At 30.7% G+C, this 18,280-nt stretch carries 17 protein-coding genes; all 17 read left to right on the plus strand.

Annotated features, from left to right (window positions below):
• The first annotated feature begins 1 nt into the window (after window position 1).
• Complete coding sequence (locus AACQ14_RS06895; RefSeq protein WP_339362841.1) at window positions 2-1,174, plus strand: quaternary amine ABC transporter ATP-binding protein; 1,173 nt, start codon at window positions 2-4, stop codon at window positions 1,172-1,174.
• A gap of 66 nt (window positions 1,175-1,240) precedes the next feature.
• Entirely contained in the window at window positions 1,241-1,864 is a 624-nt protein-coding gene (locus AACQ14_RS06900) for a TrkA C-terminal domain-containing protein (RefSeq protein WP_339362842.1), read from the plus strand.
• 361 nt (window positions 1,865-2,225) lie between these two features.
• Window positions 2,226-3,467, plus strand: coding sequence for a lysine 2,3-aminomutase (gene kamA, locus AACQ14_RS06905; protein WP_339362843.1), 1,242 nt, complete (start codon window positions 2,226-2,228; stop codon window positions 3,465-3,467).
• Window positions 3,468-3,471: 4 nt separating this feature from the next.
• Window positions 3,472-4,368 carry a putative beta-lysine N-acetyltransferase gene (gene ablB / locus AACQ14_RS06910; RefSeq protein ID WP_339362844.1) on the plus strand — a complete coding sequence of 299 codons (897 nt, stop codon included), beginning with the start codon at window positions 3,472-3,474 and terminating at the stop codon, window positions 4,366-4,368.
• Window positions 4,369-4,706: 338 nt separating this feature from the next.
• Window positions 4,707-5,384: a precorrin-2 C(20)-methyltransferase gene (gene cobI, locus AACQ14_RS06915; RefSeq protein WP_339362845.1), complete on the plus strand. Its 678-nt coding sequence runs from the start codon at window positions 4,707-4,709 to the stop codon at window positions 5,382-5,384.
• 231 nt (window positions 5,385-5,615) lie between these two features.
• Complete coding sequence (locus AACQ14_RS06920; RefSeq protein ID WP_339362846.1) at window positions 5,616-7,133, plus strand: potassium channel family protein; 1,518 nt, start codon at window positions 5,616-5,618, stop codon at window positions 7,131-7,133.
• Window positions 7,134-7,254: 121 nt separating this feature from the next.
• Window positions 7,255-7,977: an NUDIX hydrolase gene (locus AACQ14_RS06925; RefSeq protein WP_339362847.1), complete on the plus strand. Its 723-nt coding sequence runs from the start codon at window positions 7,255-7,257 to the stop codon at window positions 7,975-7,977.
• A complete protein-coding gene (gene pnuC, locus AACQ14_RS06930; RefSeq protein ID WP_339362877.1) occupies window positions 7,955-8,650 on the plus strand; it encodes a nicotinamide riboside transporter PnuC in 696 nt (231 codons plus the stop codon). The genes AACQ14_RS06925 and pnuC overlap by 23 nt, the downstream gene beginning before the upstream one ends.
• On the plus strand, window positions 8,640-9,677 hold the full coding sequence (nadR, locus tag AACQ14_RS06935) for a multifunctional transcriptional regulator/nicotinamide-nucleotide adenylyltransferase/ribosylnicotinamide kinase NadR (RefSeq protein WP_339362848.1): 1,038 nt from the start codon (window positions 8,640-8,642) through the stop codon (window positions 9,675-9,677). The genes pnuC and nadR overlap by 11 nt, the downstream gene beginning before the upstream one ends.
• Before the next feature lie 255 nt (window positions 9,678-9,932).
• Complete coding sequence (gene hisS / locus AACQ14_RS06940; protein WP_339362849.1) at window positions 9,933-11,228, plus strand: histidine--tRNA ligase; 1,296 nt, start codon at window positions 9,933-9,935, stop codon at window positions 11,226-11,228.
• 148 nt (window positions 11,229-11,376) lie between these two features.
• Window positions 11,377-14,547 (plus strand): DEAD/DEAH box helicase, encoded by a 3,171-nt coding sequence (locus AACQ14_RS06945; RefSeq protein ID WP_339362850.1) that lies wholly within the window; start codon window positions 11,377-11,379, stop codon window positions 14,545-14,547.
• 68 nt (window positions 14,548-14,615) lie between these two features.
• Window positions 14,616-15,173: a DNA-3-methyladenine glycosylase I gene (locus tag AACQ14_RS06950; RefSeq protein ID WP_339362851.1), complete on the plus strand. Its 558-nt coding sequence runs from the start codon at window positions 14,616-14,618 to the stop codon at window positions 15,171-15,173.
• Between the two features lie 160 nt (window positions 15,174-15,333).
• A complete protein-coding gene (locus AACQ14_RS06955) occupies window positions 15,334-16,110 on the plus strand; it encodes an ABC transporter ATP-binding protein (protein WP_423247987.1) in 777 nt (258 codons plus the stop codon).
• On the plus strand, window positions 16,091-16,744 hold the full coding sequence (locus AACQ14_RS06960) for an ABC-2 transporter permease (RefSeq protein WP_339362852.1): 654 nt from the start codon (window positions 16,091-16,093) through the stop codon (window positions 16,742-16,744). The genes AACQ14_RS06955 and AACQ14_RS06960 overlap by 20 nt, the downstream gene beginning before the upstream one ends.
• Window positions 16,741-17,109 carry a GntR family transcriptional regulator gene (locus AACQ14_RS06965; RefSeq protein ID WP_339362853.1) on the plus strand — a complete coding sequence of 123 codons (369 nt, stop codon included), beginning with the start codon at window positions 16,741-16,743 and terminating at the stop codon, window positions 17,107-17,109. The genes AACQ14_RS06960 and AACQ14_RS06965 overlap by 4 nt, the downstream gene beginning before the upstream one ends.
• A 73-nt stretch (window positions 17,110-17,182) precedes the next feature.
• Complete coding sequence (locus tag AACQ14_RS06970) at window positions 17,183-17,308, plus strand: hypothetical protein (RefSeq protein WP_339362854.1); 126 nt, start codon at window positions 17,183-17,185, stop codon at window positions 17,306-17,308.
• Between the two features lie 28 nt (window positions 17,309-17,336).
• Window positions 17,337-18,257 carry a DMT family transporter gene (locus tag AACQ14_RS06975; protein ID WP_339362855.1) on the plus strand — a complete coding sequence of 307 codons (921 nt, stop codon included), beginning with the start codon at window positions 17,337-17,339 and terminating at the stop codon, window positions 18,255-18,257.
• Window positions 18,258-18,280: the final 23 nt, after the last annotated feature.

Below are 18,280 nucleotides of genomic sequence, written 5' to 3' on the forward strand. Positions count from 1 at the left end.
ATTGGGAAAGAATAAAGTAGAAATTAAAAACTTAACTCTTGTTTTTGGTAATAAAAAAGAACGTGCGTTGAAGATGTTAGATGAAGGAAAATCCATACAAGAGATACGTGAAAAGACAGGCTTAGCAGTTGGTGTTAATAACATAAGCCTTGATATAGAAGATGGGGAAATGTTTGTTATTGTAGGTTTATCAGGTAGTGGTAAGTCATCACTTATTCGTTGCATGAATATGCTGAATAAACCTACCAAAGGCGAATTGTTAATTGATGGTGAGAATATATGTAACTATAATAAAAGTCAATTACAAAAATTAAGAAGGAATAAAGTAGCTATGGTATTTCAACATTTTGGTTTATTAAGTCATAGGAGCGTTTTAAAAAATGTTGAATATGGACTAGAGGTACAAGATGTTCCAAAAGAAGAGAGAGCTCAAAAAGCAAAAGAAGCAATAAAACTTGTAGGTCTAGAAGGATGGGAAAATTATTTTCCTAGACAATTAAGTGGTGGTATGAAACAGAGAGTTGGTTTGGCTAGAGCATTAACCAATGAACCAGAAATTCTATTGATGGATGAACCATTTAGCGCTCTTGATCCGTTGATTAGAAGAGACATGCAGACAGAACTTCTAAGTATTGAAGATTATATGGATAAGACAATTATTTTTATTACGCATGATATGAACGAAGCTTTTCGATTAGGTGATAGAGTTGCTTTATTAAAAGATGGTGAATTAGTACAGGTTGGAAAGCCTAGGGATTTTTTTGAAAATCCTGCTAATGATTATGTAAGTAGTTTTATTGAAGATGTTGATAAATCAAGAATTCTAAGAGTTAAGACTGTTATGAGAGAACCTATTGTATTGGCGAAACTAGGGGATAAAACAGACAAAATACTGGAAGAGCTTAAAAATAAAGATAGAGACTTTTGTTATGTTGTTGGAGATAACAAAGAGCTATTAGGTTACGTTGAAAGTGAGACTATCAGCAAGCATCTAGGTCATAAGATTGATTCTTTTGTCGTAGAAGATGTGGAGAGTATTAACCGTAATGCATTTGTTTTTGAAACATTTTCTAAATTAGATGAAAGTGATATTGATGTTGCAGTAACTGATAAAAGGAATCGTTTACGTGGTGTTATTGATCACGAAGATGTTGTTTCAGCTTTGACTCACTAAATATTATTGAAAAAATCGACATAATAGAGTATAATTAGTTGATAAAATTGATGAGGAGGTGTATATATGCCAAAGAAAAATTCAATACCAGTTTATATGCAAGTTGCTGTAGATGTTGCGTCTAGAATTACTAGAGAAGAAATCCCTAAAGACAAAAAAATTAGCGGTAGATCTACATTAGCAGGAGAATATAATGTGTCTCCTGAAACTATTAGAAAAGCAATGCGTTTATTATCAGATATGAATATTGTTGAAGTAAAACATGGTAATGGTATATATGTATCATCTATTTCTCGTGCAGAAGAATTCATTGAAAGATATCGCATAAGAGCTAGTGTCAACGAATTAAAAGAAGAACTTGTCGAGCTTATGAAAAAACGAGATGATATAGAAGATAAAATAAATAAAACGGTGAATGCAATTGTTGATTATACAAGTAGATTTAAAAATAGTGAGCATATAACAGTTTATGAGCATTATTTAAATTATGACTCAAGTATATTTGATATGACACTTGAAGAACTCGATATGTGGAATAATACAGGAATAACTGTAGTTGGAATAAAAAGAGATGGTAAAATTATTCTCTCACCTTCACCAGAAGAAAAGCTGCTCGTTAACGATAAGCTATTGTTTGTGGGTGATCCAAGTTCTAACATGCGTTTATCAGAATATATAATATCATTATAAGGATGATATAATTTTTATGGTACTTTAAAAATAATTTAAAATATTAGATGAAGTAATAACATGAGTATCTGATTTATGAGCTTCTCTACGCAGACTATGAGTAAGTGGAGGGAAGTAAGTTTATCGAATAGAGAGAAATTGATTATGAAAAATCACCTGAAGAACTGGGGTTTGGTTAGGACTTATTAGTCATGGCCTACACTACATATAGTGGTGTAATACGAGCATTAGCGAAGTTTAAACACTCTAACTCTTATTAATATAGGAGTTTAGAGTGTTTTTTATTTTAATAGAAAAAATTATCTTCTAAATCTTATGTGACACAGTCACTTTAGTTTTTAGAAGAAAGGAGATTATAAATATGTATTTAGAAAATCATAAAAGTTGGAAAGATTGGAAATGGCAATTAAAAAACAGAATTACAACAATTGAAGAAGTTGAAAAGGTGCTTGATTGTAACTTTAATGAAGATAAAAAAAAGGTATTGAAAAAAACAATTGAAAAATTTCCACTATCAATTACCCCATACTATCTATCTCTAGTTGATGCATCTGATTATGATAATGATCCGGTATTTAAGCAAGCTTTTCCACAGGTGAAAGAATTGGAAGTTTGCCGTGCAGATATTGAAGATCCATTGGGAGAAGAAGATGATAGTCCAATTAAAGGAATAACACATCGATATCCGGATCGTGTCCTATTTCACGTTAGCAATGTATGTGCTATGTATTGTCGACACTGTACGAGAAAAAGAAAAGTTGGTGACAAAGAGTATAATCCAATGAAGGAAGATTATGAAGCAGGTTTTAAATATATCGAAAGCCATCATGAAGTTCGAGACGTATTATTATCTGGTGGAGATCCTTTTTTATTGTCAAATGATTTAATTGACTATTTACTAGAACGATTAAGCAAAATTCCTCATGTGGAATTAATTAGAATAGGAACAAGAACACCCGTAGTATTACCTTATAGAATAACTGAAGAATTAGTAGACGTATTATCGAAATACAAAAACCTATGGATTAATACACATTTTAATCATCCTAAAGAGATAACCGAGGAAGCCATTGAAGCATTGGATAAGCTAGCTGGCTGTGGTATACCTCTTGGAAATCAATCGGTTTTATTAGCTAATGTGAATGATTGTCCTAGGATTATGAAAAAGCTTGTGCATAAATTGACGGCAAATAGAGTGAGACCTTATTACCTATATCAATGTGATCTATCAGAAGGGTTAGAACATTTCAGAACAAGTATTGGTAGAGGAATAGAGATAATGGAAAGTCTTAGAGGGCATACCAGTGGATTGGCAGTACCAACTTATGTTATTGATGCCCCTGGAGGAGGGGGAAAGATTCCCGTTATGCCTAACTACCTTATGTCATGGTCCACCAATAAAGCTATACTAAGAAACTATGAAGGTGTTATAACCACTTATGAAGAACCCAATGAGTATGCGCAAATTGCCTGTGACCTTGAATGTAGAACCTGTCACTTGCAACTTAAATTAGATAAAAAAGATAATATTAAATCAATTGGAATTGAAAAGCTATTATCAGATAATAGTGAAATTATTACACTAACACCAATAGAGGAGTGATTAAATGTTAGTAAAAAAAGATAAAGAAGTATTGTTAGGGTATAGTAGGATTCAACATGGTCCATTGAATGATAGAATATATGTGATGGATTATAAGCATGCACTTGACCCTTATTTAATTAGTAAATTAGATTTGATGGTTAAAAACTATCGTTACGGAAAAATTATTGCTAAGGTACCAAAAGAAGCTAGATTAAAATTTTTACGCAATGGCTTTGATGAAGAGGCTATCATACCAGGATTTTATAATGGAAGAAAACCATGCTATTTTATGGCAAGGTATCACAATGAAGAACGAAAAAAAATTATAAAAAAGAAATCAATATATACAATCATTCATAAGGCTAAGAATAATAAAAAAAGCGACTTGATTTCTATGGACGACAAGTACAACTTAATATTATTAAATAAAGAAGATAGTGTAGATATATCCGATGTTTATAAGCAAGTATTTAAGACATATCCATTTCCAATACATGATGAAAAGTATATACAAAAAACCATGGATGAGGATGTAGTATATTTTGGTGTGATGGATAATGAAAAGCTTATAGGTGTAAGTTCATGTGATATGAATACCCATGAAGAGAATGTTGAAATGACTGATTTTGCCATACTACCAGAGTATAGAGGAAATAAGTTAGCTAGGCATTTACTTAAAATGATGGAAGACACTATGGGAGAATCTGGTATAAAAATAGCATATACAATAGCAAGAAGTACTTCATACCCAATGAATGCTACTTTCTCAGCTGCAGGATACAAATATGGAGGAACCCTTTGGAATAATACTCAAATCGCAGGAAGTATTGAATCTATGAATATATGGTATAAGCAATTATGCAATAAAAAAAGTATTGAGAATGATGAAGAATCCAGTTACAATTATATCAACATATAGTTGGAGAGGTCTAAAAAATTATTAAATATTAGTAGTTAACTTTATTTAATAATCATTTAATAAATAAATCTATGCAAGACATTTACTAACGGGCAAGTATCTAAATTTCTTTATAATTAAATGATAGTCCCAACCCCTAAATTAAGTGAATCACCTTCTGCTTTTTAATAAGATAATGGTGGTTCACTTTTATTTTACTATTTTTCTATACGTGATGTGATATACTATAGGTGGATTAAAATCTGCAAGACGAACAAAAATCAGGAGCAGCAAATGTAGAGGATGGTACAGCCCAAGCCTAACATACATTTTGTTAAACATAGAAAGGAAGAATACTAATGCAATTAACTGTAATTGGAGTAGGACCTGGAGATAGTGAATTATTAACTGTAAAAGCAGTACGTATGATTAAAGAAGCAGATGTTATTTTAGTACCGGTCAAAAAAGAAGGATCGACTAATAGTACGGCTCTTAATATTGCAAAACCATATATAGAAGATATGGATAAGGTACAGTACTTATATTTCCCAATGATAGATTTTGGGGAAAATAAAACTTATGTTAATACTATTTTTAAGGAACATGGGGAAAAAATTAACCATCAGTTACAGGAACGTAAAAAGATGGTTTATCTTACCCTTGGTGATCCTATGATCTATAGTACATTTACATATATCAGTCAGTATTTAGATGGAGTTCAGTATATTCCTGGTATACCCTCATTCCTTAATGGAGCAGCGTTAAGTAAAAGTCCCCTTTGCATAGGAAAAGAGTCAATGGTGGTTATTAATATGACAGATGATGAAGATAAAATTAAAGAGGTATTCAATCTCCATGATAGTATTGTTGTTATGAAGGTATGTACTAATCAGGAATTATTAAAATATTTAATCAAGCAAGGAAAGCGGAGTGCAATTTTTATGTCTAATATTGGACTTGAAAATGAGTATTTTACTACAGATATTAATTATCTGGATGAAAAAGTTCCATACTTCACAATAGGAATTATTCGATAATGAAAATAGCAATAGTACAAACAAAACCAGTAATTAATGAAATGGAGAACAATATAAAGACTATATTATAAGAATGATTTGAAATTTAACAATGGTTGGAAAAGTAATTGATACCAGTTGCTTTTTTGATTATTATAAAATAATATGTTAATATTAAACAAGATATCAGTCGGGAATTTCATACATAATAAATATTTTATTACATAAATTATTCCATATTGGGGGGATTTTTTGAATTATAAGATAGATAAAAATAGCCTAGCTAATCAGGGGATAGTAATAGTTAATTGTATTAATAAATATGGTGAAATAGAATGGACCAAAAAATATAAGTATATTAAGAACAATGATATTGTATATGAAAAGTTTGCAAAAGGAAATAAAGTTATATTAAATAAAATATATATGGAAGGGTTATCACTAAAAGAATATATTGAGTATTTAAACGTTCATTATCCAGATAAAGAAAAAGTAGATATAAGGATTGAGTTAAAATCATCGTTCATAGTTAATGCAGATTTCAGTAATACTACTTTTCAAGGGAAAACAAAATTTAATCGAACAATTTTCAAAGGCAAAACAAAATTTAATAAAGTGACTTTTTTAGATGAAACAGATTTTTCACAGACAATTTTTTTAGATGAAGTACAATTTAACTCTGAAAGTACTTTTTATAAAAAAACTAAGTTTGTTAATACGACCTTTTATAAAGTAATCTTTAATAAAACTTATTTTCTAAATGAAGTAACGTTTTTCAACTCAGCATTTAATGGTGTAGTACGTCTTTCTAATGTTTTGTTCAAAAATGTAGATTTCAAAAATGCTTCTTTTATGAATGATGTGCATTTTGGTCCAAATGCTAATTTTCAGGAAGGTGAAGTAGTTTTCAAGGAAGCCTATTTCCATAAAGAAGTAGATTTTCGTTTGAGTACTTTTATAAAAGTAGATTTCAGTAGTTGTAAATTTTCAGATGAAGTGAGATTTGATGAAGTAGTTTTAGATAATGGAAAATTCTATAGAAGCGTATTCAAAAAGAGTTTATATTTTAAAGGGGATGTTTCTAAGAATTTAAATCTAGAAGATATTAATATTGAAAAAAAGTTATTCATAAATAATTATAAAACATCTATTAAAACAATGAATTTGCTTGTTAAGGATATAAGTGGTTTCATTGATTTAGATTGGCAGACAATGAAAGTTAAAAATATGATAATGTCTCAAGGAAACGATACTACATATAAACAGAAAGCAGATCAATTTATATTATTAAAAGAGAATTATAATAAACAAGGTCACTATGATGATGAAGATAATGCCTATGTTGAATTTAAAAAATGCATGAGAAAATCAAAAGTAAAGGGGGAAGGGATAGAGAATGGAATAAGAAAATGGTTAGCTATTGTATGGGAAATCATATGGTACATACCTAAATTAATTTTATTTGAGTTGATAGGTGGATATGGAACCAAACCTAAGAATGTTTTTATTACTATGATATTAACTATTCTAGGATTTGCATTAATATATTTGTATATACCAGCAATAAAGATTGATTTATCTAATGTTAATATGGTCAATTATAGAGTAGCTGCACTATATTATAGTGGCATTACTTTTTTAACTATAGGTTATGGTGATATTAGTCCGCTAAATGAGTTGACAGCAATGGTTTCTGTTGTAGAAGGATTTATAGGAATATTTTTAATGTCATATTTTACTGTATCATTTACAAGAAAGCTATTAAGATGATTCTTAATGGTTATTTTTTTATATTTTTATAAAAAACATTGACTTAGTAGTAAAACTATACTATTATATATTTAAAGATAGTATAGTTTTACTACTAACCTTGAGAAAGGAGTAATTCTTAATGAATAAAAATAATAATGAGCTAGAGTTTTTAAATACTTATAATAAAAAACAGTATGAAAAACCTTCAGTTACAGTTGACTTATTGATTTTTACAATAGAAGATGATGAGTTGAAGATTGTTTTAATCAGAAGAAATGAGATGCCTTATAAAGATTTCTTAGCATTGCCAGGAGTGTTTGTAAGAATTGATGAAACATTGGAGGAAGCGGCATACAGGACAATCAAGGAAGAGATAGGTAGTTGTGACATCTATCTAGAACAGCTGTTCACATGGGGGGATGTAGATCGTGACCCTAGGATGAGAATTATATCAATTTCTTATATGGCAATAGTATCTTCTGATAAGCTTAAATTAGTTAAAGGTGAGAGAGTTTCAGAAGTTAAACTCTATTCAGTAAATAGACTTATCGATAACAAAGAGGAATTAGCCTTTGATCATATGAAGATGATTAAATATGCTATAGAGAGAATTAAAAACAAAATAGCATATACCAAAATAGCTTTCGAATTTGTTGAAGAGGAATTTACGTTACCTCAGCTACAGAAGGTATATGAGATACTACTTAACAAAGCGTTATATAAGGCTAATTTTAGAAACAAGATAAAGGAGTTAGTTGAAGAGACAGATAAGATGACAGAAAAACAACCACATAGACCAAGTAAATATTATAGATTGAGGGAGACAGAATATGAACAGAATAAAGGAATTTTTAAAAGATGAGCTGACAGGATGGAAAAAATGGGAAGTAATATGGATGGTGTTTGCAGTTGCTGTAATTGTTTCACTATCATTATATTGGGGAGATAATGCAAGAGGTATCATTGCAGGAGTTACTGGTGTAGTTTGTGTAATACTTACAGGAAAAGGTAAAATGAGTTGTTACATATTTGGGTTAGTGAATACAATTCTTTATGCATGGATTGCTTTTGAAGTAAAATATTATGGCGAGGTTATGTTGAATGGATTATATTACGTACCTATGCAATTTGTAGGATGGTTCATGTGGAAGAAACATATAAACGAAGAAACAAAGGAAGTTGAGAAAACAAAACTTACTGTAAAATGGGAGGTTATTTTACTACTTATATCAGCTGCTTGTATATATGGTTATGGACTTATATTGAAAAGTTTAGGAGGTAATCTTCCTTTCTTTGATAGTATCTCTACTTGCCTTAGTATAGTCGCCATGATTTTAAGTGTTAGAAGATTAATGGAACAGTGGATAATATGGATTGTTGTAGATTTAGTAACTGTATATATGTGGGTAATGGATTATATTAATGGTGGAACAGATATTGCGACTTTACTCATGTGGATTGTCTATCTTCTTAATGCTGTTTTCATGTTCATTAAGTGGTTTAAGGAGAGTAGGAGGATAAGTAATGAAATATAATGTTGGAATGTACGGAGGTTCCTTTGATCCATTACATATAGGTCATATTCATGATATCATTAGAGCCTCATCAATGTGCAAGGAATTGTATGTAGTAATTAGTTGGTGTGAAGGAAGAGAATCAACGACTAAAGAGCTTCGTTACAGGTGGATAAATGATTGTTGTAGACATCTATCCAATATAAAGATTATTATGATAGAAGATGAGGCTGTTGATAAAGAAGCTTATAATACTGATTACTATTGGGAGAAAGGTGCCCAAGATATAAAAAGAGCAATAGCTAAATGTATTGATGTAGTATTCTGTGGTACAGATTATCTAGGCACAAATAGATTTGAAAGCTTATATTCTCCTGAAAGTGATGTAGTATATTTTGATAGAAATGAAGTACCAGTAAGTTCAACAGATATTAGAAAATGGGTATTTGATAACTGGGATTACATACCCAAAGTTTGTAGACCTTATTATACAAGAAAAGTATTGATTGTTGGAGGTGAGAGTACAGGTAAATCAACATTAGTTCGTAATCTGGCTCTAGCCTATAATACAAATTATGTAGAGGAAGTTGGACGAGATATTTGTGAATTTGCTGGAAGTGAAGAATTAATGATAATGGAAGATTTTCATGAAATACTATTGCGTCATAAAGTCAAGGAAATGGATGTTATCAAGGAAAGTAATAAAATACTCTTTGTTGATACTGATTCAATTACTACATTGTTTTATTCAAAATTTCTATTGACTGAAAAAGAGGAAATTGCTAAATGTACGTTACTGGCAGATGCAATTACTAACATTAATGAATTTGATTTGATACTATTCCTTGAACCCACTGTAGAGTTTGTACAGGACGGAACACGAAGTGAGATTATTGAATCTGACCGTGAGAAATATAGTAATCAAATAAAGGAGTTATTAGATATTCATAGTTTCAAATATCACTGTATTTCGGGAGATTATGTTGAAAGATTTAATGAAGCTAAGAAATTAATTGAAGAACATTTGGGGTTGAGTACTAGATGGTAAGGAAATAGTATACTAAAACTTGATTTTAGAATCAATATGTGATAAAATCATTTCAATTTATTAAAGGAAGTGCATATTATGTTATTTATAAAAGCAAACATTGCACAATTACATCATCATCACAAACAGCGCTTGTAGCCAGAAATGGGTGCAAGTGCTATTTGCATTTGCATCCGTGATGATAAAAAACGTCGTCCGGATGGACGGCGTTTTTTTTATGGTTTGAATTAAAAATTTTTTAGGAGGAAAAGAAAATTGAAAAATGTAAAAGGAACTTATGATTATTTACCACAGGAACAAATAATACGAGAGAAAATTATTGAGACTCTAAAAAAGGCATTTCGAATATATGGTTTCAATCCCATAGAAACACCTATACTTTGTATGCAAGAAATATTGGCTTCAAAATATGCAGGTGGTGCAGAGATTCTAAAAGAAATATATACCCTGTCAGATCAAGGAAAAAGAGAGCTTGGTTTAAGATATGATTTGACAGTACCTTTTTCAAGATTTATTGGCATGAATAAAAATGAAATACTGATGCCATTTAAAAAATACGAAATAGGAAAAGTTTTTAGAGATGGTCCTGTTAAGTTAGGAAGAAAAAGGGAATTTTATCAAGCAGATGTAGATGTAGTTGGTATTAAGTCTTTTTATTCAGAGATTGAATTCTTTCAAATGATTGATTATATTGCTAATGAATTAGGAATAAATATAGTTGTAAAATACAATAATCGTGCTTTGCTAGTAAAGTTACTTGAAATATTAGAAGTACCTAAGTCTGTTTCTAGCTCAATTATCTTAACAATAGATAAACTTGAAAAAATTAGCAGGGATGAGGTTATGCAAGAATTACTAGATAAAGGTATGTCAAATAGTAACGCAGAAGAGTTGTTAAGAATAATGGAGATGAATTTTTGTAAAATCTTGGAGTTAATTCAAGAGAGTAAGAATGAAGACGAAATTGAACAGTTTATTAGATTTAAAGAAGTACTCGAATCCATAAAACCGAGTATATATACCAACTATGTATTTTCACCATCATTGGCTAGAGGGCTAGAGGTGTATACAGGAACAATATGGGAAGTCTTTGTTGATGACGATAATTCAATGATTACATCTAGTATAGGAGCAGGAGGACGATATGATAAAATTATTGGGCAGTTCTTAAGAACAAGTGAAGAGTCTCCTGCAGTAGGTATGACTTTTGGGGTTGACGTATTAATGGAAGTAATCAAAGAAAAACAACAATTAGACAATACAACTGTTGTTGATTATTTGATTATACCTATGAAAGGTACCGAGTTGGAATCACTGAAATTTACAAATGAATTAAGAAAACTAGGGATAAAAGCAGATATGGATATGTCAGGTAAAAAAATTAAGAAAGTGATGAATTATGCTAATAAGATGAGTATAGGATATGTGACAGTTGTCGGTCAAGACGAAATTGAGAAAGGTTTTATTATAGTTAAAGAGATGAAGAATGGAACAGAGATAGAATTTAGGATTGATGATTATGAGAGTATAAGTAATTTTATTCAAATTTAAGTATGTAAATACTTAGTAGATAATAATACATGTGACATATCGATTTGGGAATTTGAAAAATTTCTGTTATTTCATATTAAAGCTTTTCATGATAAAATGAATACTATGAGTTAAGTATTATAAACAAAAACTTAAAGAGGTAATTGAAATGATACAAGGAATATATGAACAACTAATAAACAAAGAAATCGAAGACAAGATAGCTCATTTGGAAGAGTTAAATCAGGGTTCACAGAAAAAGCCTTTAGATGAAGCAGAGGCTCACTTGATATTATCCAAATACATTGAAGAAGTAGTACGAAAAGCATTAATATTCATTCGTGAAGACAATCGAACGGATAGAAAAGATAAAAGAAACATGGTATATCAAATAGAGTTATGTAATCGTTTGATTCAACTATTATCTGATAATCTTGATTTGGAGACATTTAATAATTACAAAGTATCTGAAACATCAGAACTACTTTTATCTATCTATTCAACATTAAATACTGCATCAGCACTAGATGATAAACTACTACCAGTTCGTCCTGCTACATCTATTGCAACCAGTTCTCTTTTTACAGGGTCAGTAAAAGAGCCAGATCTTGTATCTGAGTTAAAAAAAGAGATTCAGTCTAGCGACCGTATTGATATGTTGATTTCATTTATTAAGTGGAGTGGGTTAAGACTAATATTTGATGAGTTGAAGACATTTACTAAGGATGGGAATAAAAAGGTGCGAATTATTACCACCTGTTACATGGGAGCCACAGATGCAGGAGCTATTGAGAAGTTAGCCAAGTTACCTAATGTGGAGATAAAAATATCTTACGAAACCAAGCGTACCAGATTGCACGCGAAGTCATACTTATTCTACCGAGATTCGGGATTTACAACTGCATATATTGGTTCGTCCAACATGTCAAAAGTCGCAATGACAAGTGGACTTGAATGGAATCTCAAGGTAAGTGAAAAGGATTCATTTGATGTTGTGCGGAAGTTTCAAGCAACTTTTGAAAGTTATTGGAATAGCTATGATTTTGAATTATTTACATCAGGGAGTGAAGCTAATAGAAAAAAGCTGAAATCAGCCATTTTAAAAGAACGTAGTGGGGATTATGATAATAATATGACCTCATCTATGACCTTTTTTGATATACGTCCTTATGCCTATCAACAAGACATTCTTAATAATTTACAAGCTGAGCGTGAAATTTTTGGTAAGTACAAGAATCTCGTTGTTGCAGCAACAGGTGTTGGGAAAACAGTTATAGCTGCATTCGATTTCAAACAATATTATAAAAAGAATCCTAATGCTAAATTGTTGTTCGTTGCCCATCGTGAAGAAATATTAAAACAAGCAATGGATACATTTCGAGGCATATTGAAAGAGCCTGATTTTGGAGAGATGCTAACAGGTAATTATAAACCAAACTCATTAGACCATTTGTTTGTTACAATACAGTCATTTAAAAGTCAAAAGTTAATGAATAAGACCACATCAGATTTTTATAACTTTATTATAGTGGATGAATTTCACCATAGTGCTTCCAATTCTTATGGAACCTTATTGAACTACTACGAGCCAAATATTTTATTAGGATTAACGGCTACACCAGAACGTATGGATGGTAAGAATATATTAGAAATCTTTGATGGTCACATAGCGTCAGAGATGCGACTTCCTGAAGCAATTGACCATAAGTTGTTATCACCATTTCATTATTTTTGCGTATCTGATGACATTGATTTATCGGGACTAAAATGGACTAACGGAGGTTATCAGGTCAGTGACCTTACCAACCTTTATAAAATCAATCATGAAAAACGTCTTCGTACTGTTTTAAATAGTATGGAGAGATACTTAACCGATTTTGATAATCTAAAAGCACTTGGATTCTGTGTCAGTGTAGAACATGCAGAGTTCATGACAAAATCTTTTAATGATTATGGGATAGAAGCTATTTCAGTTACAGGTAAAACAGATAAAAACTTGCGTAACCAAGCTAAAAACAAGTTAAAATCAGGTCAGATTAAAATAATATTTACTGTTGATGTTTATAATGAAGGTGTGGATATTCAAGAAGTAAATACTGTTTTGTTTTTACGACCTACACAAAGTTTAACTGTTTTTTTACAACAGCTTGGTCGTGGACTTAGACATGCTGACAATAAAGAATGTTTGACCGTTTTGGATTATGTAGGAAGAGCTCATGAAAAATATAACTATGAAGAAAGATTCAGAGCCTTGATTCATAAATCAAAACGTTCTGTTAGAGATTCAATAGGGGACGAGGTTCTAAGGCTTCCAAGAGGATGTCATATAAAAATGGAAAAGCTAGCTAAGGAATATATTCTTAGCAATATTCGCAACGCTACTATTAACAAAAATGCTATTATAAGCAGGATAAGAACTTATCGGACAGAAACAAATCGCCCATTGACCTTAAGAAATTTTTTAAAATATCATGATATGAGTTTGATTGATTTCTATGGTAGGTCTGGCAATAGAAGTCTTTATTCCTTAGAATGTATTGCATTGAATAAAACTATGGATTCAAGTTATGATATGACTATGGTTAAGAGATTCAAGAATTTATTTTATATTGATAGTAAAAGATTGTTAAGTATAGGTATCAAATATTTTAGTGGTGATATGAAAGAAATTATAGATGCTAAGGTTACAGCTATTTTTTACTATAGTTTTTATAATAAAACACCCGATAAAGAAGGTTTTGATTGTATGAGTGATGGTCTAAGCAAGATTCGTGATAATAAGATGTTATGTAAAGAAATATTAGAGATTCTCACATATCAATACGAGCATATTAGTTTTGTAGATAACCATCAGCAAATGAATATTGATAGCCCTCTTGACGTGCATTGTACATATACTTCTAATCAAATATTAGCAGGTTTAGGGTATTATAATGAAACCGTAATGCCTGCTTTTAGAGAAGGAGTATTGTATATTGAAGAAGGTAATACAGATATATTCCTCATTACACTTAATAAAAGCGATAAAGATTTCTCAGAAGTGACTATGTATGAAGATTATCCTATTAATAATAATCTCTTTCACTGGCAAACACAGAATAGAATATCTGAATCAACACCTACAGCACAACGTTATATCAACCATATAAAAAACAATCATGATATTTTATTATTTGTTCGTGAATATAAGAAACGTAATGGTTTTGTGAGGCCCTTTATTTTTATGGGAAAAGCAAAATATGTTTCTCATAGTGGATCAAAACCAATGAGTTTTATATGGAAATTAGAAAATGATATGCCAGCTAGATTTTTGGAGGAGAATGTGAATCTAGCAAATTAGAATTAAATATGAATTAGAAAGTAAGTATCGTTAGGTAGTACAAATATAATTTAATCAAGGAGAAAATAATGAAGCGATGTTTTGGAAATAAAGAAGGACAACAACTCTATGCTAAGTATCATGATGAAGAGTGGGGAGTTCCTGTTCATGATGATCAAAAGCTGTTTGAGTTTATTATATTAGAAGGTGCACAAGCCGGATTAAGCTGGTATACGATTTTAAAAAGAAGAGAGGGTTACCGTGAAGCCTTTAAAGGTTTTGATCCTGAATTAGTGGCGAAGATGACAGATGAGGAACTTGAAGATCTTCGCAGTAATGAAAAAATAATCCGCAACAAGCTCAAAATCTATGCAGCAAGAACCAATGCCATCGTTTTTCTTGCGATTCAGAAGGAATTTGGAAGTTTTGATACCTATTTATGGGCATACATGGATAACAAACCATTGGTCAACAATTTCTCATCGATGGCAGATGTTCCTGTAACTACGGATATAAGTGATAAGATAGCAAAGGATCTTAAAAAGCGTGGTATGAAATTTGTAGGATCAACCATTATATATGCCTATATGCAAGCGATTGGTATGGTGGATGACCACGGGGCTGATTGTTGGAAAAGACAAATCTAAGTTGACAAATCCAAACCAAAATGATATATTGTGTATACACAACAAACACAATATTGAAGGGAGTTTTGTATTTGATAGCTTTAAAAGTTGAAAAATTAAATAAAAAATATGAAAAATTCACCTTAAAGATATTTCTTTTAAGTTAGAAAAAGGCTATATTATGGGATTCATCGGCAGTAATGGCGCAGGGAAAACAACAACACTTAAATCAATATTAAATATGGTTCATAAAGATAGTGGTGAAATATCAATTTTGGGCAAGAATTTTATCGAAAATGAAATTACATTGAAACAGGATATTGGTTATATCTTCGGCGGTGTAGATTTCTATACAAAAAGTAGAATTAAAAATGTGACCAATGTTATCAAGGGATTTTACACTAATTGGGACGAGGAAATATATACTTATTATCTTAAAAGGTTTAAACTAGATCCAGATAAAAAAATAGATGAATTGTCAGAAGGAATGAAGGTAAAATATTCATTGGCTATTGCGCTATCCCATAATGCCAAATTATTTATCCTTGATGAACCGACTAGTGGACTAGATCCTGTAGCAAGGGATAATATACTTGACGTATTTCAAGAATTAGTCGAAGATGGTGAGAGAAGTATACTATTCTCTACTCATATTACATCTGACTTAGAAAAATGTGCAGACTATATTACTTATATTAATAACGGTAAAATTGTTGCCAGTAAGACGAAAGATGATTTCATTGATTCATATAGGATTGTAAATGGCTCTTTGGATCAGTTAAATAATATAAAAAGAGATTTGATTTCTTATAAAATAAATTCTTTTGGCTTTACTGGTTTAATTCAAACTGACAGATTCAGTGAAAATGATGGAGTACGTGTTAAAGCACCTAGTTTAGAAGACATTATGATATATTATGCGAAGAAGGAGGATGATGATGAAGAATTTACTGTATAAAGATTTTAAATTGGGAATTAGTCCTTTTTTCTACTTTTTGCCAGTGTTAACAGGTGCGTTGATGCTTATACCAGGATGGCTGTATTTCATTGTACTTATGTATTTTTGTTTTATAACCGTACCCAATATGTTTGCAACATATAAGACTCAAAATGATCTCATGCTATCAATTATGATGCCTGTGACTAAAAAGAATATAGTTAAATCAAGAATGCTATCAGTAATTACATTAGAGCTACTCCACATTATAATTGCAGTTTTCTATGCAATCATTAATAAAAATCTATATAATAGCGCAACATATATATTCCTTGAACCTAACATTGCATTCTTTGGGCTTGTATTCATCATGTTTGCATTGTTCAATATAATATTCTTTCCAATGTTCTATAAAACGGCTTATAAATACGGTGCCCCTGCGATTGTATCAAATGCTGCTATTATAATATTTGCATCAGTAGTAGAACTACTTGCTCTGTTTAATCCAAGTATAAATATGTATCTAAAAGGACCTGATTCAAATAGTATATATTTACAAGTGGGTATTCTTGGTGGAGGGGTAATAATATTTATCATATCAGCAATAATAGCATATAAAATATCAGTTAAGAGATTTGGTAAGGTAGACATATGATAAATGTTGAGATATCTAATACATCTGAAAAACCTATCTACCAACAGTTGTTTGAACAAATTAGTTCACAGATCATTAAAGGTGATTTGAAAAGTAACTATGGCCTGCCACCAATAAGAACAGCTGCAAAAGAATTACGAATCAGCATAATTACAGTCAAAAAAGCATGGGAAGCACTTGAACGACAGGGATTTATTTATACTATTACTGGGCGTGGATGCTTTGTAGCAGAATTAACAGCTGAAGACATTAAAAACAAAAAAGATGAGTTAACACATAAGCAAATGGCAAAAGATATTCAGTACTATAAGGAATTAGGTCTTTCGTTATCAGAGGTAACTGAGTTGGTTAAGAAACACTATTAATAATAGAAGATAAAAGACTTCATTATATCTATCCGCTTAATATAGGCGGGTAGTTTTTTCTTATCTAGAATATTTGAAACATGAAAAAATGGACAAAGATAATTCACAAAATGTTTTTTATTGGTTATATATGAGTACAGAAAATGTTATACTGGAAGAAACAGAAATTAATATAAAAAAGATAAAAATAATTCAGTAATACTAAACAACTAAAGGAAGGTAGAAGTATGACAGAGAAAGAAAGATATTTACCATATTTGGCTGGTACAGGAATGGCTTTAATATTTGGATTTTCTTTTTTATTTACAAAAGAAGCACTATCTGAAATTGATCCATTTCATTTACTGGCTTTTAGATTTGGTATGGCAGTAATTGTATTATCAATTTTGAGGATAGCTAAAGTAATTAGAGTTGAATATAAAGGAAAAGCGATTCATAAACTTATAGCAATTGGATTGACACAACCAGTAGCTTATTTCATATGTGAAATTTTTGGTATTAAGCTAACTAATTCCTCAGAAGCTGGAATGATGATAGCTTTGATACCTATTGTAGTAACAATATTAGCAGTAATATTTTTAAAAGAGTTTCCAAGCAAGATACAAATAATCTTTGTAGGATTATCCGTTCTAGGAGCTATTTTTATTATTGTTATGAAGAGTAGCGAAATTGGTTCTAATATTATGGGGATATTATTACTTTTATTAGCCGTATTATTTGGTTCCATCTTTAATGTGCTTTCACGAAAATTTTCAACGGACTTCAGACCAGTAGAAATGACCTATACGATGATGTGGATTGGTGCAATAACCTTCAATGGAATTGCTATAATACAACACTTAAAGAAAGGTGAAATATCCAATTATTTAGTTCCTTTAATGAATGTTAAAGTAGTTATAGCAGTACTGTATTTAGGAATACTATCCTCAGTTATAGCATTCTTTTTAATAAATTATACGTTAGCTAAAATTGAAGCATCTAGAGCTGCTGTTTTCGCAAACCTATCAAGCGTTACATCAATAATTGCTGGAGTGTTAATTAGAAATGAACCATTTTACTGGTATCAGATTGTTGGAGCTGTTATGATTCTATCTGGAGTTTGGGGGACTAATTATTTTGGAGGTAAAAAGAATAGAAAAATGTTATAGTATAACATAGAGACATTAATAAC

It is taken from the genome of Vallitalea maricola (assembly GCF_036985595.1).
GTDB lineage: Bacteria > Bacillota > Clostridia > Lachnospirales > Vallitaleaceae > Vallitalea > Vallitalea maricola.

Excerpts from the sequence above, each read along its gene's own strand:
- nadR (WP_339362848.1), top strand. The coding sequence starts at position 8,640 with ATGAAATATAATGTTGGAATGTACGGAGGTTCCTTTGATCCATTACAT.
- AACQ14_RS06955 (WP_423247987.1), top strand. The coding sequence starts at position 15,334 with ATGGGATTCATCGGCAGTAATGGCGCAGGGAAAACAACAACACTTAAA.
- AACQ14_RS06975 (WP_339362855.1), top strand. The coding sequence starts at position 17,337 with ATGACAGAGAAAGAAAGATATTTACCATATTTGGCTGGTACAGGAATG.
- AACQ14_RS06900 (WP_339362842.1), top strand. The coding sequence starts at position 1,241 with ATGCCAAAGAAAAATTCAATACCAGTTTATATGCAAGTTGCTGTAGAT.
- cobI (WP_339362845.1), top strand. The coding sequence starts at position 4,707 with ATGCAATTAACTGTAATTGGAGTAGGACCTGGAGATAGTGAATTATTA.
- kamA (WP_339362843.1), top strand. The coding sequence starts at position 2,226 with ATGTATTTAGAAAATCATAAAAGTTGGAAAGATTGGAAATGGCAATTA.
- ablB (WP_339362844.1), top strand. The coding sequence starts at position 3,472 with ATGTTAGTAAAAAAAGATAAAGAAGTATTGTTAGGGTATAGTAGGATT.
- AACQ14_RS06945 (WP_339362850.1), top strand. The coding sequence starts at position 11,377 with ATGATACAAGGAATATATGAACAACTAATAAACAAAGAAATCGAAGAC.
- AACQ14_RS06925 (WP_339362847.1), top strand. The coding sequence starts at position 7,255 with ATGAATAAAAATAATAATGAGCTAGAGTTTTTAAATACTTATAATAAA.
- AACQ14_RS06950 (WP_339362851.1), top strand. The coding sequence starts at position 14,616 with ATGAAGCGATGTTTTGGAAATAAAGAAGGACAACAACTCTATGCTAAG.
- AACQ14_RS06965 (WP_339362853.1), top strand. The coding sequence starts at position 16,741 with ATGATAAATGTTGAGATATCTAATACATCTGAAAAACCTATCTACCAA.
- AACQ14_RS06960 (WP_339362852.1), top strand. The coding sequence starts at position 16,091 with ATGAAGAATTTACTGTATAAAGATTTTAAATTGGGAATTAGTCCTTTT.